At 63.4% G+C, this 25,785-nt stretch carries 24 protein-coding genes; 8 read left to right on the plus strand and 16 right to left on the minus strand.

The genetic code is table 11. The features are described from left to right. Positions 1-7: 7 nt before the first annotated feature. Together recG and BUA41_RS05105 are read right to left on the minus strand one after the other, a co-directional pair. Positions 8-2,095 (minus strand): ATP-dependent DNA helicase RecG, encoded by a 2,088-nt coding sequence (gene recG, locus BUA41_RS05100; protein ID WP_072820393.1) that lies wholly within the window; start codon positions 2,093-2,095, stop codon positions 8-10. Next, a complete protein-coding gene (locus BUA41_RS05105; RefSeq protein WP_072820395.1) occupies positions 2,092-3,018 on the minus strand; it encodes a hydrogen peroxide-inducible genes activator in 927 nt (308 codons plus the stop codon). Before BUA41_RS05105 ends, recG begins: the two co-directional genes overlap by 4 nt. Positions 3,019-3,090: 72 nt before the next feature. On the opposite strand from BUA41_RS05105, the gene BUA41_RS05110 reads away from it, so the two are divergent. Further along, positions 3,091-3,966 (plus strand): SDR family oxidoreductase, encoded by an 876-nt coding sequence (locus BUA41_RS05110; RefSeq protein WP_072820397.1) that lies wholly within the window; start codon positions 3,091-3,093, stop codon positions 3,964-3,966. A 395-nt stretch (positions 3,967-4,361) separates the two neighbouring features. Here BUA41_RS05110 and thpR read toward each other — a convergent pair whose 3' ends face one another. From thpR to gmk, 5 genes are all read right to left on the minus strand, one after another. Beyond that, the gene (gene thpR / locus BUA41_RS05115) at positions 4,362-4,886 is read right to left on the minus strand and encodes an RNA 2',3'-cyclic phosphodiesterase (protein WP_072820399.1); all 525 of its coding nucleotides are present in this window, start codon (positions 4,884-4,886) and stop codon (positions 4,362-4,364) included. Between the two features lie 19 nt (positions 4,887-4,905). Beyond that, positions 4,906-5,295 (minus strand): deaminase RidA, encoded by a 390-nt coding sequence (gene ridA, locus BUA41_RS05120; protein WP_072820401.1) that lies wholly within the window; start codon positions 5,293-5,295, stop codon positions 4,906-4,908. A 17-nt stretch (positions 5,296-5,312) separates the two neighbouring features. Further along, positions 5,313-7,439, minus strand: a complete 2,127-nt coding sequence (spoT, locus tag BUA41_RS05125; protein WP_072820403.1) for a bifunctional GTP diphosphokinase/guanosine-3',5'-bis pyrophosphate 3'-pyrophosphohydrolase — start codon at positions 7,437-7,439, stop codon at positions 5,313-5,315. Between the two features lie 101 nt (positions 7,440-7,540). Next, the gene (gene rpoZ, locus BUA41_RS05130; protein WP_072820405.1) at positions 7,541-7,795 is read right to left on the minus strand and encodes a DNA-directed RNA polymerase subunit omega; all 255 of its coding nucleotides are present in this window, start codon (positions 7,793-7,795) and stop codon (positions 7,541-7,543) included. Between the two features lie 94 nt (positions 7,796-7,889). Further along, entirely contained in the window at positions 7,890-8,522 is a 633-nt protein-coding gene (gmk, locus tag BUA41_RS05135; RefSeq protein WP_072820803.1) for a guanylate kinase, read from the minus strand. Between the two features lie 99 nt (positions 8,523-8,621). Here gmk and BUA41_RS05140 point away from each other — a divergent pair, with 99 nt between their 5' ends. The 3 genes from BUA41_RS05140 (at position 8,622) to BUA41_RS05150 (ending at position 15,319) form a co-directional block, all read left to right on the plus strand. Continuing rightward, complete coding sequence (locus BUA41_RS05140; RefSeq protein WP_072820407.1) at positions 8,622-9,857, plus strand: MFS transporter; 1,236 nt, start codon at positions 8,622-8,624, stop codon at positions 9,855-9,857. 1 nt (position 9,858) lies between these two features. Continuing rightward, positions 9,859-10,908: a dihydroorotase gene (gene pyrC, locus BUA41_RS05145; RefSeq protein WP_072820409.1), complete on the plus strand. Its 1,050-nt coding sequence runs from the start codon at positions 9,859-9,861 to the stop codon at positions 10,906-10,908. 103 nt (positions 10,909-11,011) lie between these two features. Next, positions 11,012-15,319, plus strand: a complete 4,308-nt coding sequence (locus BUA41_RS05150) for an nSTAND1 domain-containing NTPase (protein ID WP_072820411.1) — start codon at positions 11,012-11,014, stop codon at positions 15,317-15,319. A gap of 124 nt (positions 15,320-15,443) precedes the next feature. Here the strand turns inward: BUA41_RS05150 and BUA41_RS05155 are convergent, their stop codons facing one another. Together BUA41_RS05155 and BUA41_RS05160 are read right to left on the minus strand one after the other, a co-directional pair. After that, positions 15,444-16,424 (minus strand): hypothetical protein, encoded by a 981-nt coding sequence (locus tag BUA41_RS05155; RefSeq protein WP_072820413.1) that lies wholly within the window; start codon positions 16,422-16,424, stop codon positions 15,444-15,446. Between the two features lie 20 nt (positions 16,425-16,444). Further along, complete coding sequence (locus tag BUA41_RS05160) at positions 16,445-16,930, minus strand: RT0821/Lpp0805 family surface protein (RefSeq protein WP_084671172.1); 486 nt, start codon at positions 16,928-16,930, stop codon at positions 16,445-16,447. Positions 16,931-17,113: 183 nt separating this feature from the next. Here BUA41_RS05160 and BUA41_RS05165 point away from each other — a divergent pair, with 183 nt between their 5' ends. Further along, positions 17,114-17,596, plus strand: a complete 483-nt coding sequence (locus BUA41_RS05165; protein WP_072820415.1) for a DUF4231 domain-containing protein — start codon at positions 17,114-17,116, stop codon at positions 17,594-17,596. On the opposite strand, the gene BUA41_RS05170 is transcribed toward BUA41_RS05165, so the two are convergent. The 7 genes from BUA41_RS05170 to BUA41_RS18880 all read right to left on the minus strand — a co-directional run bounded on the left by BUA41_RS05170 (position 17,593) and on the right by BUA41_RS18880 (position 23,531). Next, positions 17,593-18,984, minus strand: a complete 1,392-nt coding sequence (locus BUA41_RS05170; protein WP_072820417.1) for a hypothetical protein — start codon at positions 18,982-18,984, stop codon at positions 17,593-17,595. The genes BUA41_RS05165 and BUA41_RS05170 overlap by 4 nt on opposite strands. Before the next feature lie 11 nt (positions 18,985-18,995). Further along, positions 18,996-19,352, minus strand: a complete 357-nt coding sequence (locus tag BUA41_RS05175) for a hypothetical protein (protein WP_072820419.1) — start codon at positions 19,350-19,352, stop codon at positions 18,996-18,998. Positions 19,353-19,363: 11 nt separating this feature from the next. Further along, positions 19,364-20,908: a hypothetical protein gene (locus BUA41_RS05180; protein WP_139249055.1), complete on the minus strand. Its 1,545-nt coding sequence runs from the start codon at positions 20,906-20,908 to the stop codon at positions 19,364-19,366. A gap of 47 nt (positions 20,909-20,955) precedes the next feature. After that, positions 20,956-21,237, minus strand: a complete 282-nt coding sequence (locus BUA41_RS19700; RefSeq protein WP_371829238.1) for a PIN domain-containing protein — start codon at positions 21,235-21,237, stop codon at positions 20,956-20,958. 215 nt (positions 21,238-21,452) lie between these two features. Next, a complete protein-coding gene (locus BUA41_RS05190) occupies positions 21,453-21,677 on the minus strand; it encodes a hypothetical protein (RefSeq protein ID WP_072820423.1) in 225 nt (74 codons plus the stop codon). 168 nt (positions 21,678-21,845) lie between these two features. After that, entirely contained in the window at positions 21,846-22,238 is a 393-nt protein-coding gene (locus BUA41_RS05195) for an SEN1984 family lipoprotein (protein ID WP_072820425.1), read from the minus strand. 711 nt (positions 22,239-22,949) lie between these two features. Next, on the minus strand, positions 22,950-23,531 hold the full coding sequence (locus BUA41_RS18880) for a hypothetical protein (RefSeq protein ID WP_139249056.1): 582 nt from the start codon (positions 23,529-23,531) through the stop codon (positions 22,950-22,952). A 579-nt stretch (positions 23,532-24,110) separates the two neighbouring features. On the opposite strand from BUA41_RS18880, the gene BUA41_RS05200 reads away from it, so the two are divergent. From BUA41_RS05200 to BUA41_RS18885, 3 genes are all read left to right on the plus strand, one after another. Next, on the plus strand, positions 24,111-24,308 hold the full coding sequence (locus BUA41_RS05200) for a helix-turn-helix transcriptional regulator (protein WP_072820427.1): 198 nt from the start codon (positions 24,111-24,113) through the stop codon (positions 24,306-24,308). Positions 24,309-24,655: 347 nt separating this feature from the next. After that, on the plus strand, positions 24,656-25,315 hold the full coding sequence (locus BUA41_RS05205; RefSeq protein ID WP_072820430.1) for an inovirus Gp2 family protein: 660 nt from the start codon (positions 24,656-24,658) through the stop codon (positions 25,313-25,315). A 301-nt stretch (positions 25,316-25,616) separates the two neighbouring features. Beyond that, positions 25,617-25,775: a hypothetical protein gene (locus BUA41_RS18885; RefSeq protein ID WP_139249057.1), complete on the plus strand. Its 159-nt coding sequence runs from the start codon at positions 25,617-25,619 to the stop codon at positions 25,773-25,775. Positions 25,776-25,785: the final 10 nt, after the last annotated feature.

Raw genomic sequence — 25,785 nt, forward strand, 5'->3', positions numbered from 1 at the left:
TTTAAACTCATACCTGGCCGTAACGCCCCGCCTCTTCTCCCAGCCAGCGGCGAATCAGCGTCTCGCTGGCGTCCGGTGCTTCCTCCAGCAATGCCCTGGCCAGCGGGCTGACCCGTTCCAGCAGGTCCTTGTCGCGTTCCAGATCGGCGATCTTCATCTGCGCCAGGCCGGTCTGGCGGGTGCCGAGCACCTCGCCGGGGCCACGCAGTTCGAGATCCTTCTCGGCGATGCGAAAGCCGTCCGAGGTCTCGCGCATCACCCCCAGGCGCTCCCGGGAGTGGGCCGAGAGTGGCGGATGGTAGAGCAGCACGCAGAAGCTCTCGGTGCCGCCGCGACCGACCCGGCCGCGCAACTGGTGCAACTGCGAGAGCCCCAGGCGCTCGGGGTTCTCGATGATCATCAGGCTGGCGTTGGGTACGTCGACCCCCACCTCGATCACCGTGGTGGCCACCAGCAGGTCCAGCTCGCCGGCCTTGAAGGCGTCCATCACCGCAGCCTTCTCGGCGGCCTTCATGCGTCCGTGCACCAGACCGATGGCCAGTTCCGGCAGCGCCTCGGTCAGGGCGTCCCGGGTCGCCTCGGCGGCCTGGCACTGCAAGGCCTCGGATTCCTCGATCAGGGTGCAGACCCAGTAGGCCTGTCGCCCCTCGGTGCAGGCGCGGCGGATGCGTGTGACCACCTCCGGCCGGCGTTCGTCGGCCACGGCCACGGTCTGCACCGGGGTGCGCCCCGGGGGCAGCTCGTCGATCACCGACAGGTCGAGATCGGCATAGGCGCTCATCGCCAGGGTGCGCGGGATGGGGGTGGCGGTCATGATCAGCTGGTGCGGGGTCAGACCGCCGGCCTCGCCCTTCTGGCGCAGCGCCAGACGCTGGTGCACCCCGAAGCGATGCTGTTCATCGATGATCGCCAGGCCAAGGCGCTGGAAATGCACGTCGTCCTGGAACAGCGCATGGGTGCCGACGGCCATCTGGACACGGCCATCGGCGATGGCCGCCTTGGTATCGAGTCGCGCCTTGCCCTTGAGCTTGCCGGACAGCCAGGCCACCTCGATGCCCAGCGGGGCAAGCCAGTCGCGGAAGTTGCGGAAATGCTGTTCGGCGAGGATCTCCGTGGGTGCCATCAAGGCGGCCTGGCAGTCGCCGGCGATGGCCTGCAAGGCCGCCATCGCCGCCACCACGGTCTTGCCCGAGCCGACATCGCCCTGTACCAGGCGCAGCATGGGCGTGGCGGTTTCCAGGTCGCGGGCAATCTCGTCGAGCACCCGGCGCTGGGCTCCGGTGAGGGCGAAGGGCAGCTGGGTCACGAAGCGGGCCTGCAGGCCGCGCCCGGACGGCAGTGACGGGGCGCCGTCGGTCTGGATGCGCAGACGCACCTGGCGCAGGCTGAGCTGGTGGGCGAGCAGTTCCTCCAGGGCCAGGCGTCGCTGGGTGGGGTGAGTGCCGCTGGCCAGATGTTCGAGATCGGCCTCCGGGGGCGGCTCGTGCAGATAGCGCAGGCAGGCCTGCAGCTCGGGTAGCCGGAAGCGTTCGTGCAAGCCCTCGGGGATGGCGTCCGGCAGCGACTGCGGGACCTCGTCGAGAATCTTGAATGCCTGGCTGATCAGACCGCGCAGGCGCGGCTGGGCGAGGCCCTCGGTGGCCGGATAGATGGGAGTCAGATGCTCGTCGACAGGCACATCGCCCTGGCGTAGCAGGCGGTATTCGGGGTGATAGAGCTCGAGTCCCGTGGCCCCGGCCCGCGCCTCGCCGAAACAGCGCAGATGCACGCCTCGGGCGAACTGCTGCTGCTGGGCCGGCGAGAAGTGGAAGAAGCGCAGGCTGAGAATGCCCGAACCATCCTTGAGCCGCACCAGCAGGCTGCGCCGGCGGCCCTTGACCACTTCCGCGGCACACACCTCGCCGTCGACCACCGCCTCCTGGCCGGCGCGCAGGGTAGCGATCGGCGTGATGCGCGTGCGGTCCTGATAGCGCAGCGGCAGGTGGAACAGCAGATCGACGACCCGTTCGAGTCGCAACCGCGCCAGCCTGGCGGCCAAGGCGTCGCCCACACCGGCCAGAGCGGTGACCGGCTGCTCGAGTCCGGGCCCTGTCATGCCGGCACGGCGTCCGGCTGTTCCTGGTGGCACTGCTCGATGGCCCCGATCAATGCATCGATGGCCTTGGGGCGCGGGAAGCTGGCACGCCAGGCGACCGCGACGGTACGGCTGGGTGCCTCGGGGCTGAAGGGGCGACTCTCCAGCATGCCGCTCTCGTAGTGCCCCGTGCCGATGGCCGACTGGGGCAGCACCGTGATGCCCAGCTTGGAAGCCACCATGTGACGGATGGTTTCCAGGGAGCCCCCTTCCGCGGTCAGGGTATTGGACGGGCTGTTGAGCTGAGCACTGATCGCCGGGCAGGCTTCGAGGATCTGATCCCGGAAGCAGTGGCCCTCGCCGAGCAGCAGCAGGCGCTCGGAGAGCAGGTCTTCCTTGTCGATGCTGGTCTTGCGGGTCCAGGGATGATCGCTGGGAATCAGCACCTCGAAGGGCTCGTCGTAAAGCGCCCGGGTGACCACGTCGGCCTCGGTGAAGGGGAGCGCGACGATGATCGCATCGAGCTCACCACTGCGAAGCTTGCGGCGCAACTCCGCGGTGAAGTTCTCCTCGATGTACAGCGGCATGCGTGGCGCCATGCGCGCCAGCTGCGGGATCAGGTGCGGAAACAGATAGGGGCCGATGGTGTAGATGGCACCGATGCGCAGCGGGCTGACCAGCTGGTCCTTGCCCTCGTTGGCCAGTTCGCGAATGATGCTGGCCTGTTCGAGTACCCGCTGGGCCTGTTCGACGACCTTCGCTCCCAGGGGCGTCACTTGCACGGTGGACTTGGAGCGCTCGAAGAGTGCGACCTCGAGTTCGTCCTCGAGCTTCTTCACGGCCACGGACAAGGTGGGTTGGGATACGAAGCAGCGTTCCGCGGCACGCCCGAAATGACGCTCCTGAGCCAGTGTCACGATGTAGCGAAGTTCTGTTAGAGTCATTGGTTGAGGGCCCGTCAGGGGCATCCTGTCGAATCGGTGGTTATGTCCGTTTTACCAAGGAGCCAGGTAAAGGTGAAGAATACGTGTCTGATTCTCGGCTGTGGCGACATCGGAAAGACGCTCGGTCTGCAGCTTATCGAGGCGGGGCATCGCGTGATCGGCGCCCGTCGCAATCCCGACATACTCGTGGGCAGCGGCATCGAGCCGCTGGCCGTGGATCTCAATGACCCCGCCTCCCTCGAGGCCCTGCCCGACGCGGATATCGTCATCTACGTGGTCAGCGCCGATCGCTTCGACGAACAGGCCTACCAGGCAGCGTACCGTGATGGCCTGAGGGCGATGCTGGCCGAGCTCGACCGACGCCCGCGCTCACCGAGGCGAGTCTTCTTCGTCTCCTCGACCAGCGTCTACGCCCAGCAGGGTGGCGAAACCGTGGACGAGACCAGCGAGACCCAGCCGACGGGCTTCGCCGGGCAACTGATGCGCGAGGCCGAACTGACACTCATCGAGCACCGCCTGCCCGGCACCGTGGTACGTTTCTCGGGCATCTACGGCCCGGGGCGCGATCGGCTCATCCAGCAGGTACGCGAAGGGCGTATCGCCGCTTCCACGCCGCCGATGTACTCCAATCGCATCCACCGCGACGATTGTGCCGGCGTGCTCACCCACATGATCGCCAAGGCCTTGAACGACGAGCCGCTGGAGGAGCTCTACCTGGCCAGCGACTGCGAACCGGTGCCGCTGCACGAGGTGATGGCCTGGCTGGCCAAGCGCCTCAAGGTCGAGACCCACGAGGTCATCCAGTCACCGCTGCGCCGGCGTTCCAGCAAGCGCTGCGACAACTCGCGGCTGCTCGAGACCGGTTATCGGTTCCGCTACCCGACCTTCCGCGAGGGCTATGCCCAGGTTCTGGACTGCGCTGCCCCGGCAACGTCGGAAAAGGCCTGATCCATCGCCCGATAAAGCGGGCTCCCACAAAACCCTGGGGTATCAATGGCCTGTGGGAGCTCGCTTCAGCGAGCGAGGGGTTGGCCAGAACCGCCCGATAAATCGGCCCCCACAAAAGCCTGGGGTATCAATGACCTGTGGGAGCTCGCTTCAGCGACCGAGGGGTTGGCCAGAACCGCCCGATAAATCGGGCTCCCACAAAACCCTGGGATATCAATGGCCTGTGGGAGCTCGCTTCAGCGAGCGAGGGGTTGGCCAGAACCGCCCGATAAATCGGGCTCCCATAAAATCCTGTGATATCAATGGTCCGTGGAAGCTCGCTTCAGCGACCGATAGCCAGATTCTAGTGGTTATGGTGGCCCAGCGCAGGGGTAAATTTCACCCTCGGCGGCGGCTCAGCCGCCACGCGGCGCCGTGCGCGCCAGGGTGACGTAACGTCGCCCTGGCCCGTCGACGGCGGAATGCACCAGTGACGCCGATCCCAGCGGCCAGACGAGAGGCAAGGCATCGTCCGCGTCCGCTTGGACGGGACGCGAGGCCTTGCGCACCAAGGTCACGTGCGGCCGAAAAGCGTGTCGAGGTGGCGTGAAACCCAGCGGGGCCAGGGCGCTCCAGAGCCGCTTCTGGAACGCCGCCAAGGACTCGGGGGCGGTCGCGCTTCCCGCCCAGACGACACCGCCCCGCGGGAAATGGCCGAGCCGGTCGAGAGTCCAGGTGCCCGCGGGGCCGGTCAGCTGGTGTGTTGTCTCGACCAGCGGCGTGACCTGGTGAGGCGGGACCTCGCCAAGAAAGGCCAGGGTCAGGTGCAGCTTGTCGGTGGCGGTGCGCTTGCCGCCGCAGCGATGCTGGGCCTGAATGGCCAGCGTTTCCAGGCGCTCGCGCAGTGCCGGGTCCGGCCACAGGGCAAAGAACAGGCGCATGATCGTTCGGCGTTCCCCGCTAGTCGCCGATGACCATGATGGCTTCCGCCTCGAACTGGCTTTTCTTCGGCAGCGCCTTGACCCCTACCGCGGCTCGTGCCGGATAGGGCGCCACGAAGAACTCCTCCATGATCTGGTTGACCACGGCGAAGTTGTCCAGGTCGATCAGGTAGAGGTTGAGCTTGACGATATCTTCGAGCGAGCCGCCGGCTTCCTCGCAGACCGCGCTGAGATTGGCGAAGACCTGGCGCACCTGGGCCTCGATGTCGCCGGAGGCCAGTTCCATGGTCTGGGGGTCGAGGGGGATCTGGCCGGACAGATACACGGTGTTGCCGGACTTGATGGCCTGGGAGTAGGGGCCGATGGCGGCGGGTGCCTTGTCGGTCTGGATGACTGCCTTGTTGCTCATCAGAAACTCCTGAAAACTCAATTGTGGACGCGGCTGATCTTGCCGACGTGGGGCAGGTTGCGCAGCCGCTTGATGATCCGCGCCAGGTGCACCCGATCGCGGACCGCCAGGGTCAGGTTGACGATCGACAGCCGGGCATCCCGCTCCTCGATGCCGACGCGCTCGATGTTGGCGTCCGCATCGGTGACCAGGCTGGCCAGCTCGGCGACCAGGCCGCGGCGTGACTCTATCGCGATGCGCAGTGCCACGGGGAAGTCGCCACTGATGTCGGGCGACCACTCCAGGGCCAGCAGCTTGTCCGGTTCGCTGCGCAATTCCACGATATTGCGACAGCTGCTGCGATGCACCACGATGCCCTTGCCCACCGACAGGTGGCCGATCACGGAGTCACCGGGCAACGGGTGGCAGCAGCGGGCGAAGCTGATCACCATGCCCTCGGTGCCGTGAATGGTCACCGGCCCCTCCAGCCCCGTCACCTCGTGCGGCCGGTCCTGATGGTCGCTTTCCGTCAGGCGCCGAGCCACCGTATGGGCCATGCGGGTGCCCAGCCCGATGGATTCGAGCAGGTCGTCGATGTGCCGCAGCTCGAGGTCGGTCAGCAGGCGCAGCAGGGGCGCGTCGGGCAGTTCCTCGAGACTGGTGGCGTAATCCGCCAGGGCCTGGTTGAGCAGGCGGCGGCCCAGCTGGATGGATTCGCTGCGCTGCTGGTTCTTGAGGGCGTGACGAATCGCCGAACGCGCCTTGGCGGTGACGACGAAGCTCAGCCACGCCAGGCTGGGTCGAGCCCCCGGTGCGGTGATGATCTCCACCGTCTGGCCACTCTCGAGGCGACTCGAGAGCGGGGCCAGGTGGCGATCGATGCGACAGGCGATGCAGTGGTTGCCGATGTCGGTATGCACCGTGTAGGCGAAATCCACCACCGTCGCCCCCTGGGGCAATTCCATGATGTCGCCCTTGGGCGTGAATACATAGACGTCATCGGGAAACAGGTCGTTCTTGACATGCTCGATGAATTCCAGGGAATCGCCGGCGTGGCGCTGCATCTCGAGCAGGCCGCGCACCCACTCCCGAGCCCGAGCATGGCTACCGAGGGCGATGGGGTGCTCGGTCTGGCCGGCCTTGTAGAGCCAGTGGGCGGCGATGCCGTTGTTGGCCATCGCCTCCATCTCCCGGGTACGGATCTGCACCTCGATGGGGATGCCGTTGGCACCGAACAGGGTGGTGTGCAGGCTCTGGTAGCCGTTGGCCTTGGGAATGGCGATGTAGTCCTTGAAGCGGCCCGGTACCGGCTTGTACAGGTTGTGCACGGCACCGAGGATGCGGTAGCAGGTATCCACGTTGTCGGTGATGATGCGAAAGCCGAAGACGTCCATGATCTCGGCGAAGGGCTTGCGTTGATCGCGCATCTTGCGATAGATCGACAAGAGATGTTTCTGGCGGCCGATCACCGTGCCGGGCAGGTCATCGTCATCCAGACAGTTCTGCAGCGTGGTCTGTACCTGGCGAATCATGGTGCGGCGGTTGCCGCGGGCCTTGGATACGGCCCGCTTGATGCGTTCGGCACGCATCGGGTGCAGGGCCTGGAACGAGAGATCCTCGAGCTCGACGCGGATGGTGTTGATGCCCAGGCGCCCGGCGATGCGAGCATAGATCTCCAGGGTTTCCCGAGCGATGCGGCGCTTCTTGTCGGGTCGCAACGGGCCCAGGGTGCGCATGTTGTGCAAACGGTCGGCAAGCTTGACGATGATCACGCGGATGTCCTGGGACATCGCCATGACCATCTTCTGGAAGTTCTCGGCCTGAGCGACCGCCTTGTCCTCGAAGGTGATCTGGGTCAGCTTCGAGACACCATCGACCAGCTCTGCCACCGGTTCCCCGAACTGGGCGGCCAACGCCTTCTTGGAAATGCCGGTGTCTTCGATCACGTCGTGCAGCATGGCGGCCATCAGGCTCTGATGGTCCATGTGCATGTTGGCAAGAATGTTCGACACCGCCAGCGGGTGGGTGACGTAGGGTTCGCCGGAGCGCCGGCACTGGCCGTCGTGGGCCTGCTCGGCGTAATAGAAGGCACGCTTGACCTGCTGAATCTCGTCCAGAGGGAGATAACCGCCGAGACGGTCAGCCAGATCATCGATGGTGAACATGCAACGCGCCTATTCCGGAATCACGGACCTCTTGACCCTTATCCTGAACTCTCGCGCCGGTGGCTCGCAAGCCGCCATGCCGTCAAGCGCCGCGCTCGATCCTAGGCTTCGGAGTCGTAGCTGGGTTCCGGGCGGGGCCGCACCGGAGCTTCCACCGGCTCGTCCAGGACGTTCTCGTCGATCTTGCCGGTGGCGATCTCGCGCAGCGCCATCACCGTGGGCTTGTCGTTTTCCCAGGGCAGCAGGGCATCGCGGGTTCCTCTGGCCAGCTGACGGGCGCGCTGGGTCGACACCATCACCAGCTTGAAACGGTTTTCGACATTCTCGAGGCAATCTTCAACGGTCACTCGCGCCATGGAGGGTATCCTGATTTGCTAGTCAAGGGTGCAGGCTCACGTAGCGCTGATCGCACGTCGCCTGACACAGAAACGTTGGGTAGGACCGAGCAGTCTACTCGACCCCCTCGACACGTGACAAGAGCGCCTGGATCAGCGGGCCCTGCCGATCGCGAACCCGCTCGAGGCGCGAGCGCTCGGCCAGCACCAGGCCCACCAGCTGGTTCCGGGCGGCATCGAAGTCGTCGTTGACGATGACGTGCTCGTACTCGTCGAAGTGCGACATCTCGCTGATGGCATCGCGCATGCGCCGATCGATCGTCGCCGCGTCGTCGGTGCCGCGCCGCGACAACCGTTCGTGCAACGCCTCGCGGGAGGGTGGCAGCACGAACACCGAGACGGCATCCGGCATCTGCTCGCGCACCTGGCGGGCCCCCTGCCAGTCGATCTCGAGAATCACGTCCTGACCCGCGGCGAGCAATGCCTGCACTGCCGGACGCGAGGTGCCGTAGTAGTTGTCGAACACTTGGGCATACTCGAAGAAGTCGCCGCGTTCGACCATGCGCTCGAAGGTGGCGACATCCACGAAATGGTAGTTGAGGCCATCGACTTCGCCGGGACGCATCATTCGGGTGGTGTGCGAGACCGATACCTGAATGCCGTCCAGCTGCGCCAGCAGCGCACGCACCAGGCTGGTCTTGCCGGCACCGGAGGGGGCGGAAACGATGTAGAGCGTACCGTGGGACATGGGCGAGTCCGGTTGAATCACTGTGAAGAAGGCGCGCATTATCGCACATTGCGACATCGCCTCTACAGGGCGATGCCCCTACCTCCCACAAGGATGCCTATGGGTGCCACTTCGAGCCGGGCCGACGGAGCATCGCGGCTGGTCTTTGCGGGCGTGGCCTTCGCCTTCCTGCTGGTCATGCTCGGGGCCACGCTGCCGACGCCACTGTTTCCCGTCTATCAGCAACGCTTCGGTTTTACCCAGTTGATCATCACGGTGATCTTCGCCGCCTACGCCGTCGGGGTGATCGGTGCGCTGATCGTCACCGGACGCTGGTCGGATCAGCTCGGCCGACGCCCCCTGCTGTTCGGCGGGCTGGTCGCCGCCGCCCTCAGCGACGTGATGTTCCTGGTCAGCGACGGCCTGGCGGGGTTGCTGGTCGCACGGGTGCTCTCGGGCATCTCCGCCGGCATCTATACCGGCACGGCCACCGTGGCGGTGATCGAACTGGCACCGAAGCCCTGGAAGCGGATGGCCACCTTCATCGCCACCGCCGTCAACATGGGAGGCCTGGGGTTGGGGCCGGTCGTCGCCGGTCTGCTCGGCCAGTACGCCCCCTGGCCGCTGCATCTGGCCTATGCGGTGCACCTGGGACTGCTGGCCATCGCGGTGGGGGCGATAGGCATCGCCCCGGAAACGGTGCAGCGCCCCGATCGCCCGCGCTTGACCCTGCAGCGTCTGCGGGTACCCGCCGAGGTGCGAGGCCTCTTCCTGCCGGCGGCGGTTGCCGGGTTTGCCGGTTTCGCCGTGCTCGGCTTCTTCAGCGCTACGGCCCCGGCCTTCATGGGGGAGGTGCTGGGCCATGCCAACCTGGCACTGATCGGTGTCGTCGCCGGTACCGCCTTCTTTTCCTCCACCCTGGGCCAACTGGCCCAGGGCCGCTTCGCCGAACGCAAGCGGTTGCCCCTGGGGTGCGGCGTGATCATCGTCGGCATCCTGCTGGTCGGTATCGGCATTGGGGTCGTCTCGTTGTGGCTCTTCCTGGGTGGAGCGATCATCGCCGGGCTGGGGCACGGCATCGCCTTTCGTGCCGGCCTGGGGGCGGTCACGGCAGCGAGCCCGGTCAATCAGCGCGGCGCGTTGACCTCGACCTTCTTCGTCGTGGTCTACGTGGCCCTGTCGATTCCGGTGCTGGGCATCGGCCTGACGGCCCGGATCGCCGGCCTGCCGGTCGCCGGCATGGGCTTCGCGACCTTCGTGGCGCTCCTGGCGGCCGTGGCGCTGGTATCATTGCTACGTTATCGCGCCAGGGCCACGCCCGACCCTTCGTCTCAACCCTCGTTCAGGGAGTCCTGACATGACCACGACCGCCACCACGCTGCGCCTTCGCCGACCCGACGACTGGCACCTGCATCTGCGCGACGGCCAAGCGATGGCAACGGTGCTGCCCTACACCAGCGCCCTCTACGGCCGGGCCATCGTGATGCCCAACCTGGCCCCGCCGGTGACCACGGTGGCGGCGGCCACGGCGTATCGCGAGCGCATCCTGGCGGCGCTGCCCGCCGGTCACGACTTCACCCCGCTGATGACCTGCTACCTGAACGAGAGCGTGACCTCGCCGGAAATCGAGAGAGGCTTTCGGGAAGGTGTCTTCACCGCTGCCAAGCTCTATCCCGCCAATGCCACCACCAATTCCGCCCATGGCGTTTGCGACATCAAGGCGATCTATCCGCTGTTCGAGACGATGCAGCGCCTGGGAATGCCCCTGTTGATCCACGGCGAGGTCACCCAGGCCGAGGTCGACATCTTCGATCGCGAGAAGGTCTTCATCGACGCGGTGATGGTCGATATTCGCCGCCACTTTCCCGAACTCAAGGTGGTCTTCGAGCACATCACCACGGCCGAGGCGGCGCAGTACGTGGGCGAAGGCAATGAGTTCCTGGCGGCGACGATCACCCCGCAGCATCTGGCCTGCAACCGCAACGACATGTTGGTCGGCGGCATTCGCCCGCATCTCTACTGCCTGCCGATACTCAAGCGTGACACCCATCAGCGTGCCCTGCGCCAGGCCATCGCCAGCGGCCACCCGCGTTTCTTCCTGGGCACCGATTCCGCCCCGCACCTGGCCGGGGCCAAGGAGACGGGATGCGGCTGTGCCGGGGTGTTCAACGCCCCGAGTGCGCTTGACGTGTATGCCACGGTCTTCGAGGAAGAGGGGGCGCTCGAGCATCTCGAGGCCTTCTGCTCCCTCAACGGCCCGCGCTTCTATGGACTCGAGCCCAACACGGACACCATCGAACTGGTGCGCGAGCCCTGGGAGGTGCCGGCGACGATAGCCTGCGGCGGCGAGCACTTCGTGCCCTTCAAGGCGGGGGAGACCCTGGCGTGGTCGGTGAAGCGTCGATGACCCTTCCTGCTGCAGGAAACAGGGCGTCCGGAGTTGTCTAGAGTATAGGGATAGCCCTTCCAGGCGAGCCGAACCGCCGGGGCGACAACACGAGGCCGCGCTGATGAGCACCCTCTTCATCAGCCACAGCAGTGCCGATGCCCAGGCGGCCGCCGAGTTGACCGCCTGGCTGGAACGCCAGGGCCACCACTCGCTGTTCCTCGACTTCGATGTCGAACACGGCATCCCGGCGGGCCACGACTGGGAACGTGAACTCTATCGTCGCCTGCGTACCTGCCAGGCGATGATCGTGCTGTGCAGCCCTGCGGCCATGGCGTCCTGCTGGTGTCTCGCCGAGCTGAGCCACGCCCGGGCACTCGGCAAGCGCATCTTGCCGGTGCGCATCGCTCCCTGCACGCTGCGACCGCAGCTCGCCGAACTGCAGGTGATCGATCTGGTCAAGGAACCGGAAACGGGCTACACGCGGTTGCACCGGGCGTTGGCAAGCGTCTTCGCCTGGGACAGCCGTCGTCCGCCTTATCCCGGGCTGATGGCCTTCGACGAGCAGGATGCGGCAATCTTCTTCGGCCGCGACGACGAGATTCAGCAGGCGCTGGATCGTCTTCATCAGCTGCGTCGCTTCGGTGGGCCGCGCCTTTTGATGCTGCTCGGCGCCTCGGGCAGCGGCAAGTCTTCCCTGGTGCGCGCCGGTCTGTTGCCACGGCTGCGGGCCGCCCCGGAGTCCTGGGCGGTCGTCGGCCCCTTCCGCCCCCAGGATCGTCCCTTCGAGGAACTCACGCGATGCCTTGCCCGGGATCTGGCCAGGGCGGGATTGCCGGCCAAGCGCACCGCAGCGCTCATGGCTGCCGAAAAGACCCGGGCACTCACGATGCTTGCGCGCGAGCTGCAAGGGTTGCCCGACCGGGAGCACGCCACCCTGGTTCTGTTCATCGATCAGCTCGAGGAACTGCTGACGGAAACGGCCGCGGCGGAGCGCGTCATGCAATGGTTGTGTCCTGCACTGGAGGCCGACGCCTCCCTGATGGTCATCGCCACCCTGCGCTCGGACTTTCTCGGTGCCTTGCAGGCACATCGTGCCTGGCGCGATGTGGTCTTCGAGCCGCTGACCGTCGAGCCGCTCTCCGTGGCGGGGTTTGCGGCGGTGATCGAGGGGCCGGCGGAGCTGGCCGGACTCGAGCTCGAGACAGGGCTGGTGCCGGCGATGGTCGCCGACACCGTTACCCAGGATGCGCTGCCGCTGCTTGCCTTCACCCTGCGTGAACTGTGGGAGCGAGGCGGCCAACAGGGGCGCCTCACCCTGGCCGAATACCGTGATGGCCTCGGCGGGCTGTCGGGGTCGGTGGCTCGGGTCGCCGAGGCGGTCATGGCCGCCGCCGCGCCTGATCGCCAGGAGGAGCAGGCCTTGCGCAGTGCACTGCTGGCGTTGGTGAGCCTTGACGAGCAGGGGCGCTACACCCGCCAGACGGTACGCTGGGAGGCGTTGCCCGGGGCGAGCCATCCGCTGTTGGAGCGCTTCGTTGCGGCACGCCTGCTGATCGCCGCTCACCAGGATGGTGCCCGCACTCTGGAGATCGCCCATGAGGCATTGTTGCGCGTCTGGCGGCGCTTCACGGACTGGCTGGAGGCTAGCCGCGAGGCCTTGCGCGTCCACGCGGGGCTGCGCCGTGCTGCTGGCGAGTGGGGTGCGGGGGGACGCAGCGTCGAACTGCTGGTGCATCGCGGCAATCGGTTGGCCATGGCGGAGGCCCTCGCGGAAGAAGGCCTGATTCCTCTCGACACCATCGCGCGGGACTATCTGCAGGCCTGCCGTGCATCCCGCGATGCCGAGCTCGCCGAGTCTCGACGACGCAAGCAGGTCAAGCGCCGCTGGATCGCGACGACGGGCGTGATTCTGCTGATCGCCGTGGCGAGCCTTTCCTGGCTGTCCCTGTCGCTGCACCGACAGTCCCAGGTCACGCGCCAGGGCCTGGCCGACCTGCACTGGACCAATGGCGTGCGGGCGCGCGATCGCGATGTCGATCTTCTCAAGGCGAGCCATCACTTCATGCAGGTCGCCGAGCTGGCCCTGGCCCCGGCTCGCGCGGCCAGCGCCTACTGGGCCGGTCGGCGGCTCGGCGAGGGGCCGCGACTCCTGGCAGCAACGGATGGTCTCGCCGGGCTGACAATGGCGGATTTCGACGACGAGGGCGTGCGGCTGTGGCTGTACGGCAACGATCGCCTGTGGACAGAGGCGCAGCCCGAGGTTGCCGGGGGGCGCCAGCAGGTCCAGACCGCCTCCCCCGGGGGGCGGCCCTGGCGGTCCCGCATCGCCGTCTACGACGGGGAGGGTCGCGTCGGGATTCGCGAGCGTCGCAGCGCCACCCTGCTGGTCGAGACACCCCCGGGGGTGGAGCGGCTATGGATCGGTGGCCGCGACGAGACCATCGCGGTAAGTGCCCACGCCGATGGCGATGCCTGGGTCTGGGACCTGTCGCGCGGCGAGCGACTCGGTGCCTTGCCCGGGGCAGCGCCCATCGCGGGGGTGGCGATCGCCCCCGAGGGCGAGCGCGTGCTGGCGTGGACCCAGCAGAGGACGGCCTTGCTCTGGGAGACGGCGAGTGCCTCGACAGTGATCGACTACGATGGCGGTATCGTGGGCGGAGCGCTGGGCGATCAGGAGCAGCAGGTCGTGCTGTGGCGTCGCGACGGGCGCCTGTGGCTGCCGGCGATGCCCGCCATGCGCCTGGAACCGGCCCCGGGCGGGCGCTGCAGCGGGCGGGCCATCGGCGCGCGTTTTCTCGCCGGCGACCGGTTGCTGGTCTGGAACCATGGCGCCTGTGGCAGCGCGCGGCTCTGGGATCTCGCCACGCGTCAGCCCGTCGGCCCGGTACTGCGTCACCGCAACGAACTCGCCCCGCCCGCCGTCCGGGGCGACCGTATCGTCACCTGGAGCCTCGATCAGGGCCCGGCGCGACTCTGGAACGGCACGACCGGCGCGCTATTGGCAACCTTGCCCGGTCCGGTGCTGGGTTCGCGTTTCGGCGGCGGGGACACGCGGCTGATTACCTGGGGCGGCAACGACGCTAGGCTCTGGTCGAGCGTCACGGGGGAGCCGCTGGGGCTGCCCATGCGCCATCCGGCGATGGTGCGAGGGGCGATGGTCAGCGATGACGGACAGCACCTGATCAGCTGGGACGCCGAGGGCAGTCTGCGTCGATGGCAGGCACCTCCATCGGCACCCGTGGCGAGGATACGCTTACCGGGAGAAGTGCTCGATGCGGTGCTGGAACCCGACGAAGCCCAGGTGCGGCTGGTGACCCTGGATGGCCATGTACGGAGCTGGTCACCTGCCACCGCCGCGCCGCCGGCCTCCCAACGGCTGGACCCGCGTACCGTGCAAGCCTCGTTCGCCCCCCGGGGGCGACGGCTGTTCACCGCAACCCCCAGCGGCAAGGTGCGTCTGTGGAACCTGGAAGGCAGTGCCTTCGAGTTGCTGGCGGCCCCGGGCGGCGCCCCGGAGGAGAGTCCCGTGGCGGCGATGGTGTGGAGCCGTGACGCCGACCGCCTGCTGTTCTGGGGCGAGCAAGGTTGCACGGCATGGCTATGGCGGGTCGGCATGGCACGCCTCATGCCCGTCGCTCACGACGCCCCCCCGGAGGGAGACGGGGGGTGTCGCCTGCGGGGCGCGGTCTTCGTCGCCGAGGGCTCGCGGTTGCTGACCTGGGGGGAGGACCGATACCTGCGCTCGTGGGATATTGCCTCGGCCGAGCCCGTGCCCTCGGATCTGCTGGTCACCTCGGCGCTTCTGCGCAGCGTCGAGGTCGATGCCCGCGGCGAGCGCCTGCTGACGAGCCTGGCCAATGGCGACGTCGTCCTCTCGCGTCTCGACGGAAGCGGTACCGACCTCACCCTGCGACACGCCGATGTGCAGGGCGCGAGCCTGCATCGTGGCACCCTGCGTATCCTGAGCTGGGGCGGCGACAAGGTGCGCCTCTGGGATGCCGAGACCGGCACCCTGCTCGCGGCCCTGATACATGAACCAGGCCTCGCCGGCGCAGCCTTTGCCGCAGACGGCGAGCGCGTCATCAGCTGGCAGGCGGATGGTGCCCTGCGGCTCTGGGATGCGGCGAGCGGCCAGCCTCTGACCCCGGTGCTGGCCGGCGTGGGCAGTTCCCCTCCTATCGTCGACAGTGATGTCGGAGACGTCACGGGGCGGGTCCTGATCGTCCAGGGCGATCAGGCCCGGCTCTGGCAGTGGCCGCCCTTCACGGTACCGCCGGAGCGTCCCGTTCAGCGCCAGATGTTGCTGACCGGCAGCCACCTGACCGCCCTGGGCGAGGTGGAGGCATTGCCGGCGACGACGTGGCAAAGGCTCGCGGCCGAGCTGGATGGCGCACGCCCGGATGAGGCTAGGGAATCGCTGAGTAAATAGCCGAGCGGCATGAAGCGCAAGGCGCCCGGAACGCAGAAGACGAGACATAACATGGGGTTAGGCGAGTCCTCGAGTACCGAGTAACGCAGCGATTCGTCCGAGTGGGCATTTATGCAGTGGTTCCCTAGGGCGACACCCTGACCCGGTTGTCTGACCAGGCGGTGACCCAGCCGCCGGTGGGTGCCCAGGCACGGACCTGGAGGCGATGAGCCCCCGGGGACAAGCGTTGATCGAGGTCACGACCATCCCAGCGGCGCGGGTCGATGCTGCGTCCTGCGGCGACGCCGCCCGGGATGAGCTCCTCGTCGACGAAGAAATACTGCTCGCCGTCGGCAGCCGGCTCCACGCGCAGGAATTCCGCCACGGCCTGGGGGAAGGTCGAGTGGGAGAAGAAACGGAAGAACGCCTGTTCACCTGCCTGGGGGCGTATTCGGCGTGGCAGGAATGCCACCTCCTCGATGGCCACCGAGCCCACTGCCCGAGGCCCGCACCCGAGCGCATTGATCCGGAACGAGGAAGCGGTACGTTCACCGCTCATGTCGGTGGCGGTGATACCGATGGCTGCGGGCTGTTCGCGATCGCCGAAGGCCTGGGGCAGGCGGAACTGCAGGCGGTGCGTTCCCGTCTCGCCCTCCTCGAAGGGGATGCGCAGCGTGTAGATGTCCGGAACGCCGCGAGCGCTCAGCCGCAGGGTGAGAAGGATCGGCCGATCATGGGTGAAATCCAGGATGAAGGGCCAGTCCCCGCGTACCATGCCGATGGCGGCAAAGGCGCTGCCGTGGTAGCGGGGTGCGAATTCGGGGCCTTCCCGGCGCATCCGCTCGAGCACCTCGTCATCGTTCGACTCCGGTGCATTGGCGGCCTGGCTGCGCTGGTATAGCCAGCGGCCCACCAGCGTCAGCGCGACCACGCCCGCCACGGCGGCGGGAACCCGCCAGTCGCTGCCATCGCCGCCATCTCCCGGTTCGTGGGACGGCGGCCCGCCCGGCTCGGACGGGGGCTCCCGGCCGTAGTCGCCATCCTGGTACTGGGCCTGGGCCATCGGCGAAAGGGCAAGCAACATGGTGAGCAGGCAGGCCAGCAGAAGATCGTGAGGGGCTTTCACTGGCGACGCTCCTTTTCGAGTCAGACCGTGGTCCAGGCGTCATCCTCCTGCCGTCGACAGGCCGTGCCATCGGCCTGGCGCAGCTCGCCATCGACGATCACGTCCATCTGGTAGGCACGGCACTCCTGGCCATCGCGCTGGAAGGTGTTCTGGGGGGTGACGATGAACCGGTTGCCGGTACGCGGGTTGTGCCAGTCCTGGGACTTGCCGTCCGGCGTGGTGTCGAGCACCGCGTCCATGGCCTTGCGGTCCTCGCAGGTGAAGCGGGTGCCCACCTCGCGACCGATGAAGGCGCCCAGGCCGGCACCGATCACCATGGCGGCGGTTCGCCCGGAGCCGTCGCCGACCTGGGAACCGAACAGCCCACCGACGAGAGCGCCGAAACCGGTGCTCACGTTGCGACAGGTCTCGGGACTGGACGAGAGGCTCTGGCAGCCGCCGAGCCAGACAAGGCTCAGCATGACTATCGCGACTCTTGCCAGGGCACGCCACCGGAATGCGTTCATGTCGGCCTCTTGCCCAAGGGCGGCGGCAACCTATTTCTTATCCCTACCCATTGCGACATTCCTGATTCCAGTATTGCACCGCCGTGGCGATCGCTCCATGTTTCCTGCGATAAGCGGCTATCCTTGAGAGAGCAAGCGGCTCGTCGAGCAGGCAACCTTCACCGGCCGTCGCCGGGAGCGCCCATGAGAGAAGAACAGGCACCGGCCTTGGCGGACGAGGCCCTGGCGCAACGCCCGGAATGGCAGCGGCTGGAGGATCAGCTGGCCTGGTACGGGCGACACAGCCGGCAATGCCAGCGCTGGCACAAGCGCCTGCGGCTGATGCAGGTCACCTTCGCCGCCGCCATCCCGGTGATCGCCGTCGCGGACCTGCCACTGTCCCGCTGGTTGACTGCCGCCCTGGGTGCCCTGATCGCCGTGCTCGAGGCCGCCGAGCAGATCAACCAGTTCGGCCCGCACTGGATCCAGTACCGCGCCACCGCCGAACGTCTGAAACACGAGAAGTTCCTGATGCTCGCCGCCGCCGGTCAGTACCGGGGGCTGGACCGCACGGAGGCCTTGAGGCTGCTGGCCGAGCGGGTGGAAGAGCACGTTTCGCAGGAACATGCCCGTTGGGTACGGGTGACGGAGGAGAGCCGCGCCGCCTCGGAAGCGAGTCAGGACTAATCCGGTAGGGATCGTTGCAGGATGGCCTTCGCCGCCGCCAGGCCGCGGGTGGTGACGGTGGCGGGCGTCGCCAGCCAGCCTTCGAGCAATTCGGTGGCGATCTCCCGGCGCTCGCAGGCGATATCGCCGGGGATGAGATGGCCCAGTACCCAATGGTTGTGGGCGATGCGGGTATCCCGGGCCCGGGGGGCGACCTCGGGGTCGGCCTCGGCGAACAGGGGCAGGGCACGGGTAAGATCGCTGGGCTCATTGAGCAGCTCCGCGGTGATGGCCGGTTGCTGCTGGCGTTCCCACCACCGCCGTGCCCGGGCCGGATGGTGGCCGAAACGTTCTCGAAACGCTGCGTTGAAGGGGCTGAGAAACGGCCAGTCACCGCCGCGGACGATGCGTTCGACGATCTCCCGGGTGCTGGCGCGATCCCCCCGATGTTCGGGATCGTAGAGCACCCGGTCCCTGACCGCGTCGTGGATCGGGCTGGTGGCATCCGTGGTCAGCCGAGTATGCGGCCCGAGGGCCAGTGCCGCCACGGGCAGCAGGGCGGGGGCGCCCAGGCCCAGGCAATGGAAACGTGCCAGACGACGCGAGCGATCGCGCCAGCCGTCGGCGAGGCCGCGCAATACCTGGGCCAGGCGCACGTAGCGGCGTGGCACGGGGCGAGCGAGGCGCCAGGTAGCATGGCCCATCACATAGAAATCGGTGGCATTCAGATCCCGAGTGACGGCAGCCATGCCCAGGGCTGCCGACTCGACACCGGCCTCGGCGGCCAGGCGCCCGGCGGCCCGGGCGGTGTTGTAGTCCATGGCGCTCAGCACCGCGTAGACCTGCCGCCCGTCACAGCGCGTGTCCTCGACCACGCGCCGCCATAGTCGCAGACTGCGCCGATTACGGGTGACGAAGCGCGCCACCGGCCAGCCGGTGGTCTCGCGTTCCAGATCCAGGGCCATCAGGCAGGCGGTGGCGAAGTCCTCCTGGGCGATGATCGCGGTGGGATTCATGGATAGCTGGGCGTCCAGCAGGGCGGCGCCATCCAGTGCCTGGGAACGGGCGGTGCAATGGTCCAGCACCTCCTCCGCCAGGGCATCCGCGGCACCGCGTAGCGTTTCGGGGATATCGCGCCCCCGGGGCACCCGCCCCAGGCGACGACGCAGCGTCTTGACCTCCTGGGCCACTTGCCGGGCGGGAGGGCGAAAGCGTTCGATCGTCTCGTCGATCAATGCCTTGGTGCCGTTGTCGGCGAACAGCGGCAATCCTCTCTCGCGAACCCCGATTGCCGCATCCAGCAGGGCCGGGGTGATGCGATGGCTGGAGAGCAGATAGCCCTGGGGATCGATGCCCTGGGCGGCGAAGGCGTCTAGGGTCTGGGGGCGCAGGTTGGCGATGAATTGCATGTGACGACCCGTCAGGCAAACGGGAGGCTGTCATGCAACTTGTGCAGGCAGGCCTCGTAGGCTTCCTGCTGCGCTTCCGCCGCCGCGATGGCGGCATCGCAGGCCTGTCCAAGGCTTTCATAAAGGTTCCAGGCACTGATGAGGTCCTGATCGTTTAAACACTCCTCGTACTGGTGCTGGTCCATGGGATCCACAAGTGGATCGCCTAATTCGGGTTCGCTGGAAGGAGGTTCGGGGCAGTCCAGTTGTTCTTTGATATCCTCCCACTCCTCCCGCGCCTGCTCCGCCAGATCGCAGATGTTATCGGCCTCGTCCCACTTGGCCTCGAAGAGATCCAGCTCGGTTTGGCATCCGTCCTCGACTGGCATGGGAAAACCTCCTAGCGCCGTATCAGCGGTGTGAACAACAGTTCTCCGGCGCCGAACAGGCCTTGCTCATTGCCGTGGGGCCCCAGGGACCAGGCGAGGTTTGCACCGTTGCGCCAGGGCTGGAACCAGCGTTCCGCAAGCCGCAGGAAAGCGATCTTCCAGCTCGATCTGGCCAGTTCAGCCAGGGAGAGCGCGTCGATCTCGACCACGGGGCGCCCCGGGAGGAGCGCCGATTCGGCATGGAAGACGCCGCTGAGTCGGCAGAAGGCATCCCGGGTGATTCCCGCATGGGGCAGATGGGCAAAGACCGCCACCGCATCCGCGCGGGCACCGCTGGAAGGATCGAGCAGCACCAGGTGGCCGATCAGCTTGCCGTCCGCCTGACGGCTGGCCTCCACGGCGGCGACGACACCCTCGATCTCGACGAAGGCGTCCTCGAGGCTGGCATCCAGCGCCTTGAGCTCGGTGTTCTTGCCGTCCGGCAGGTCACTCGCGAAAGGCAGGGCGTCGGTTCGCTTCACGAACATGGCGATATCCTCCGTCGGCTGCGGCCCAAGTACCGCCAGCGCCAATCGATAGGCGGCGCAGTGGCTGGCGATGGCTTCCCGGGTCAGGGCGCCGGCGTCCACGGCAAGGCTGCCGAAGCGCTCCGCCGTGGTGTTCTTTCCCTGCTCGCGAAGTTGCAACGTCAGCTGTCGCAGCAGGGCCTGCAGGCCCACGAACGCCGGCAGGCGGCGTTCGATGCTTCCGGCAAGCGCCAGGGCGGCATCCGCGATACCATCCTGCGAAAACCGTGTTACCAAGGCGGCATACAAGTCTCGTTGGCCTTGTTCCAGATCATCTGCGAACACGGCTATCCGATGCTTGATTGCTTCATGCAGATCCGCCTTGAATTCCCGCTCCGGGAGGGCAGCCAAGGTGAGATTGAACTGCGCGTGCACCTCGGCCAATAGCCCGCGGCATAGACACGCCAAAACGAAAGAGGCCCGAGGTTCGAGTGTCTTGGCAAGCGCATCGCCGGGCTTGGGCGAGTAGGGTTCGAGCAGAGAAACGCCTTTGGTCTTGCCCCGGGCGAGCTTGTCGAGGGAATCGTCGATATCCAGCCGCTCACCGGGCTGGGTGGTGACCGCGGCGTGCACCTTGGCGAGGGTCTCCGGCGACAGGGGCGGCCGTTTTGCCAGCAGCGCCTCGAGCCGTGCCCGAGGGTCGCTTTTCGCCAGCGTCTCGCCCAGGGATTCGGCGAAAGCATCACGCCGATCGCTCTTGGCGACAGTCGCAAGCAGTCCTGCGAAGATATCGGTGGTCCGAGCCTGGCGTGCTTCGAGGCGGGAAGCCTGAATCGCCTCGCCCTGCAACTGGCGAAACGCGGCGTAACCGGTTCCCAGGCAATGCCCGGCATTCTTGGCAAGTGCCTGCCAGTCGTGATCGATCACCGGCTGGGGCAGCGCCGAGATTGTCTCGAAGAGGGCGCGAACCGGCATACGCGAGGCGCGCGGCTCAAGTAGCGCATCGAGTCGCGGGTCAAGCCCTCGGGAAACCTCCACTTCTGCGGCCATGACTGCCTACTCAATAAGCGGTCGAAATCGCGGATCAGGCCTATTGACTACAGTATAGGCAAGGAAGGCCAGGACCGAGCGGGTTTATTGCACGTCACCAGAGTGAGATCGTGGATCAAGGCAGTCGCTGCAATCTGTTTGTCCAGTGCATTTTCAGGGTGCGGCACTCGCAATCTTCCCCAGATGCGCGCTCCTTCCAGGCCAAATGCGATTATGTTGTCCGCATGTTGCTCCAAAACGGTCTGCAACCAGGACCCCAGCCGCTCGGCCTGTATCGAGTCGTCGCGACGGTGGATCAGATCGATTCCTCGTTGCAGTTCGCCCACCATGATTGCACTGAGATAAACGCTGGCCTGCTGTTCGATCAACTGTTTGAAAAAGCGCAACACGCCTGCATCGGCGCGCGGTCCTTTACGCAGCTCGCTAATGACGTTGATATCGAGCAGCTACATCAATCGAGGGCTCTTGGCGAAATCTCATCCTCTATGCCGCCTCAAGAAGCCGATCGATCCTGAATGATAGCATTGCTATCATTTCGTACAGGTCAGTCGGCCCCAGTCATGGCGCGCCTGATCCAGGGCAGGCAGATCGCCAGCAGCAAGGCGGCCACCCAGCCGATGGTGACCATGGCGATGAAGTAGCCCACTTCGGTCTTTTGGGTATAGAGGGCACCCATCTTGCCGTCGCCACTGCCCAGCGCCACGCAGCTGAGGTCGAGGGTCACGCCCTGAATGCCGGGGAAAATGGCCAGCGCGATATGGCCAAGCATGACGGGTGTCTAGAGTACCCGGGGCGATTCAAACACCTCGTTAGCATGGATGGTAAGGAATGCCTGGCCAATATCTTCCTCTATTGGTTCCATCAAGTATTGCTCTAAAGCAACTTGATGGAACCAGGCGTTCACACGATTACTTGAAAGATGCTGGTAGGCAAGCCGTTACTTGAACAGCCCTGTCTTGGTGCTGACATCGGAGCTTGACATGGCATAGCGGTGTACGACGTCGTTCTCATCGAAGAGCACGGTCAAGTCTTTCTTCGTGCCCGAGGCGGAGGAGCCGAACAGGTTGACGACCGGAATGAAATTGACGACATCCGATTTCATGTCTGCCAGGCTATATTCCCAGATTTCACTGCCGCCGTCGGTGAAAGAGGTCTCCATGGGAGAGCCGAACATTTCGCGGACTTCGGCTTGAGTGGTTACACCTTCGGTAATCTTGGCGGATACGGTGTACTCGGTTTCATTCTTGAGTGACTGGTTGCCAGACGAGGCACAGCCGGCGAGAGTCAAGGCAGCAGCGGTAACGACAATGGCGCAGGCCAGTTTCTTCATCTCATTCTCCTAGCAATATGTATTGGTGCGTTTTGGATCACCTTCTACATATCGGATCATCCGAATCGATCTTTAAGGAAAATGAGCGAGCATCAAGGGGCCTGATGTGCCCCAAGCCATGACGTCATTCAATGTTCTGGATCTTACCATTGAGTATTTTTACATTTTTTATGAAAAACAATAGATTATATGAAGTATATAAGAAAAAATATCTCTATACTACCCAATTTACTCCCCATATACCTGAGCCTAGCGCCTTACGGAGCATGAAGTGTCGACGCTACTGGATGCTCCATTGGATGCCGTTTCAGCAACAAAATCTAGGGAGGCGCTGCGATGGTCGTGGCGCGTTGATGAAGAATCTGAGCCATGGGTCGTCCTCCGATAGTGGTTAGTAAGGTAGACCATTACTCTTCGAGACCACACACCTAGGATGATCAAGGCCCCAAGCCGCTCATCGGCAGGGCCTTTCCGAGCGGTTACTCCAGGTTCAACTCAGCCAGTTGATCTTCTGTGACGGTAACTTGGGCGGCGGGCCGACCTCGCTTTGCCATGATACCTCCAGCAATAGGGCTGATATCGGTATTAGGATAGGCTCTATTTATGGTCCTTATTTGTGAAACACCACACTAAACCTATCCTTGCACTAGAAACTTCACATCATCTCGTCAGCTCAATCCAGGTTATGCCTGCTTTTTAAATATTAATTGCTTATAAGAGGCTGTCTTTAGATCCGCCCCCATAATGTTGGTTGCTCTCTATATATGGCGTGTTTTTTACACCTTCGAGTATTTTGAGTATATGTCCAATATTCGATGATGAATACCTTTGCCCATCCAGCGGCTGGCTATACCCAAACCCATGAGCGGGATATCCATAACCATTCCCGTAATTCGCATAAGGATGTTGCCCATAATTGCTGCTCTGGGCTGAGTTTAAAATTCTATCCTTTTCTTGTTGAATTAATCTTTCTAATGTTTGCCCAATTGTTAAACTGTGATGTTGGGCTATTGTTTTTAGAATTTCATGGCTGCTTTCAGAAATTCTAAACGTGCTTTGCTTCATATTAGGATGTTTATCACTAGATATCTTCTGCCGGATGTTATTTTTTAATTTTCTCTCGCAATCTTTGAAATAAAGATCTCTTGAGTTTGATTTTTCGATTTCCTTTATTTGCTCTCTTGCACCTAGTTTTGTGTTTTTGCAATAAAAGCCTCTGTTATTTAAATAATCTAGAGCTTTTTCCTCTGCATCCTTTCCTCTTTTTTCAAGCCACTTTGATAGTCGCTCCATGCTCTGTCCCTATAAATAAATAAAAATTTGCGAATTAATTGATTATAACACATGTGAAAATTTGTTTCAAAAGGTGTTTTTTGTTGGATAAAATGCTGTGAATAAAAATTTATTGATATTAGTTAACCTGGTTTTTATCAATAAAAATCATATTTATTTAAGTAATTGTATTTCTGTGAATTTTTACGTAAAAAATTATTATTGTCAAGATAAGCATTTGTTTTTAATGGATTTTAAGCTCATGGAGTTGAGTGGCTTTTCGGGACATATGGAATGCCCAGATAGCCTGGTAGGACCCTTTACAATTACTTCTCTCTTGGCCAGCCTTCGCTTACCACCCTTTAGACATAGATGGCTTCTCTTCGCTAGATGGGCTTAGCGGCATAGCACTTAAAGTTATCTCTCTGTTTTGATGTGCTTTGGATGGCGAGTATTAACGACAAGCAGTAAAAGCCAGACACGATCGCTGGTTTGCTTAAGGCATGTTGGGATGGAATGGGCAGCTCAAGGGAGGAGAGCTAAGCCAAGGTAAGAATGACTGGACATGTCTATCTCATGAGGAAATAACAGGATTTCGTCATGAGCAAGAAACTGATCCGCATCAAAGTCGTTATGGACCGTACCGGTCTAGCCAGGTCCACAATCTACAAGTACATCAGCCAAGGGGGGTTCCCCAAACCTACAAAGCTTGGGACTCGTGCTGTTGCTTGGTTGGAGAGTGAGATCGAAGATTGGATACAGGACACCGTCGACAGGAGAGATGAAGAGGTAACTTAGTATATGGAAATTAGGAATCTCTTGGTTTAATTCAAGAGTAGGTATTTGTCACCCATTCCCCTTTTTCATCACAGCCCATCTGGGTTCCTGAAGTCCAAACTGAACTTTTCAGACCCTTGTTTAATTACTATTAATTAATATTAAGTTATTGGCACATTAGTAACTAAACGATCATTAGTTAGTGGAAAGCACTAGGCTACGCCCCCAATAAAGTAAGCGAAGACATATAGAAATCTATCCGCAGGCCTATGAATCCAGCTTATAACAGGAGGATTAAGTATGCCTGAAGAAAATGCCCACGGCGTGTTAGCCATGAGCCTAAACCATGTGAACAAAGGAGCTACCACATGTCAAAGCGACACCCTTTCAACCCCAACCTGCATTTACACCACGAGCCTACTTACAAGGACATGCCCATTCAAATAGAGTATTTGCCGATGGTTACCGAGTACCTGGAGGCGCTCGAGATAACGCTTCAGCGAGCTTTGCGTGATTATCCACGAGTGTTCGCTTTCCGGGTTGACCCGGTCATCCCTACCGCGATCAGCGACAGGATGACGCTGGAGGACCACCAGCGCCTGATTCGTCGGTTCCCCGCTTCCCTCAAGGCCATCATCAGGCACGACCGGGAGCAGAAGCGCCTGGGCGGCTGGGTACCTGGTACAAAGGTGCGCTACATTTGGTTTCGCGAGGTAGCCACCAATGGCAAACCCCACTACCACTTTTTTGTGATCCTCAACCGCGACGCTTACCACATGATCGGTGAAGCATGCTCGCCCAATGAAAACCTCTTCAACCGTATCTCGCGGGCCTGGTACAGCGCACTGGGCGTGAAGTGGAATCGGCAGGAGCCATGGATTCATGTACCGGAGAACCCGATGTATTGGATCGATCGCGATGATGCGGAGAGCTTCCAGTGTGCCTTCTATCGCGCTTCCTACCTGTGCAAGGCCGAGACGAAGCAATACGGGCTCGGGCTGCGGGCATTCGGGACAAGCCGTAACTGAGCATAATGTGCCCCTGCTCAAAAGGCAGGGGCGTGTTCTTTTTTTGTTATTATGTTCAATACCTTATTCAGGGAGAGTTTATGGCCTTTCGCTTTCAACGCCGCATCACCCTTGCGTCGAGACATGACCAAGACTGTCATCTTCCGTGACATCGAGCCGTTCAAGCTGGTGTAGCGTCAACTAGCAAAATTCCCAACACGACTCCCCTCCCGACCTCATGGGCCTGAGGTCATCATCTCATGACCAGCAGCGCAGTGAGCACAATCTGCTGCTGGCTCACTAACAGACGGAGATAATGACCATGACCAAAGGCAAGACACCCATGACCCCGGCAGATGCCTCACGCATCCAGAGCCACACTGCCAAATCCAATGGGGGCAGAGTTCCAAAGGGCTCCTTCAGCTCGAGAGCAACCAGTGCAAGCGCTCGTAACGCTGCGGGTAGCCATGGGAAGAAGTAAACGGTGACTG

This window comes from Modicisalibacter ilicicola DSM 19980, from assembly GCF_900128925.1.
Classification (GTDB): Bacteria; Pseudomonadota; Gammaproteobacteria; order Pseudomonadales; family Halomonadaceae; genus Modicisalibacter; species Modicisalibacter ilicicola.

Excerpts from the sequence above, each read along its gene's own strand:
- gmk (WP_072820803.1), bottom strand. The coding sequence starts at position 8,522 with ATGTCCCACGGTACGCTCTACATCGTTTCCGCCCCCTCCGGTGCCGGC.
- BUA41_RS05150 (WP_072820411.1), top strand. The coding sequence starts at position 11,012 with ATGAGCACCCTCTTCATCAGCCACAGCAGTGCCGATGCCCAGGCGGCC.
- BUA41_RS18885 (WP_139249057.1), top strand. The coding sequence starts at position 25,617 with ATGACCAAAGGCAAGACACCCATGACCCCGGCAGATGCCTCACGCATC.
- spoT (WP_072820403.1), bottom strand. The coding sequence starts at position 7,439 with ATGTTCACCATCGATGATCTGGCTGACCGTCTCGGCGGTTATCTCCCT.
- BUA41_RS05200 (WP_072820427.1), top strand. The coding sequence starts at position 24,111 with ATGAGCAAGAAACTGATCCGCATCAAAGTCGTTATGGACCGTACCGGT.
- BUA41_RS18880 (WP_139249056.1), bottom strand. The coding sequence starts at position 23,531 with ATGGAGCGACTATCAAAGTGGCTTGAAAAAAGAGGAAAGGATGCAGAG.
- BUA41_RS05190 (WP_072820423.1), bottom strand. The coding sequence starts at position 21,677 with ATGCTTGGCCATATCGCGCTGGCCATTTTCCCCGGCATTCAGGGCGTG.
- BUA41_RS05165 (WP_072820415.1), top strand. The coding sequence starts at position 17,114 with ATGAGAGAAGAACAGGCACCGGCCTTGGCGGACGAGGCCCTGGCGCAA.
- recG (WP_072820393.1), bottom strand. The coding sequence starts at position 2,095 with ATGACAGGGCCCGGACTCGAGCAGCCGGTCACCGCTCTGGCCGGTGTG.
- BUA41_RS05105 (WP_072820395.1), bottom strand. The coding sequence starts at position 3,018 with ATGACTCTAACAGAACTTCGCTACATCGTGACACTGGCTCAGGAGCGT.
- BUA41_RS05160 (WP_084671172.1), bottom strand. The coding sequence starts at position 16,930 with ATGAACGCATTCCGGTGGCGTGCCCTGGCAAGAGTCGCGATAGTCATG.
- BUA41_RS19700 (WP_371829238.1), bottom strand. The coding sequence starts at position 21,237 with ATGGTGGGCGAACTGCAACGAGGAATCGATCTGATCCACCGTCGCGAC.
- BUA41_RS05205 (WP_072820430.1), top strand. The coding sequence starts at position 24,656 with ATGTCAAAGCGACACCCTTTCAACCCCAACCTGCATTTACACCACGAG.
- BUA41_RS05175 (WP_072820419.1), bottom strand. The coding sequence starts at position 19,352 with ATGCCAGTCGAGGACGGATGCCAAACCGAGCTGGATCTCTTCGAGGCC.
- thpR (WP_072820399.1), bottom strand. The coding sequence starts at position 4,886 with ATGCGCCTGTTCTTTGCCCTGTGGCCGGACCCGGCACTGCGCGAGCGC.
- BUA41_RS05180 (WP_139249055.1), bottom strand. The coding sequence starts at position 20,908 with ATGGCCGCAGAAGTGGAGGTTTCCCGAGGGCTTGACCCGCGACTCGAT.
- BUA41_RS05195 (WP_072820425.1), bottom strand. The coding sequence starts at position 22,238 with ATGAAGAAACTGGCCTGCGCCATTGTCGTTACCGCTGCTGCCTTGACT.
- pyrC (WP_072820409.1), top strand. The coding sequence starts at position 9,859 with ATGACCACGACCGCCACCACGCTGCGCCTTCGCCGACCCGACGACTGG.
- ridA (WP_072820401.1), bottom strand. The coding sequence starts at position 5,295 with ATGAGCAACAAGGCAGTCATCCAGACCGACAAGGCACCCGCCGCCATC.
- rpoZ (WP_072820405.1), bottom strand. The coding sequence starts at position 7,795 with ATGGCGCGAGTGACCGTTGAAGATTGCCTCGAGAATGTCGAAAACCGT.
- BUA41_RS05170 (WP_072820417.1), bottom strand. The coding sequence starts at position 18,984 with ATGCAATTCATCGCCAACCTGCGCCCCCAGACCCTAGACGCCTTCGCC.
- BUA41_RS05140 (WP_072820407.1), top strand. The coding sequence starts at position 8,622 with ATGGGTGCCACTTCGAGCCGGGCCGACGGAGCATCGCGGCTGGTCTTT.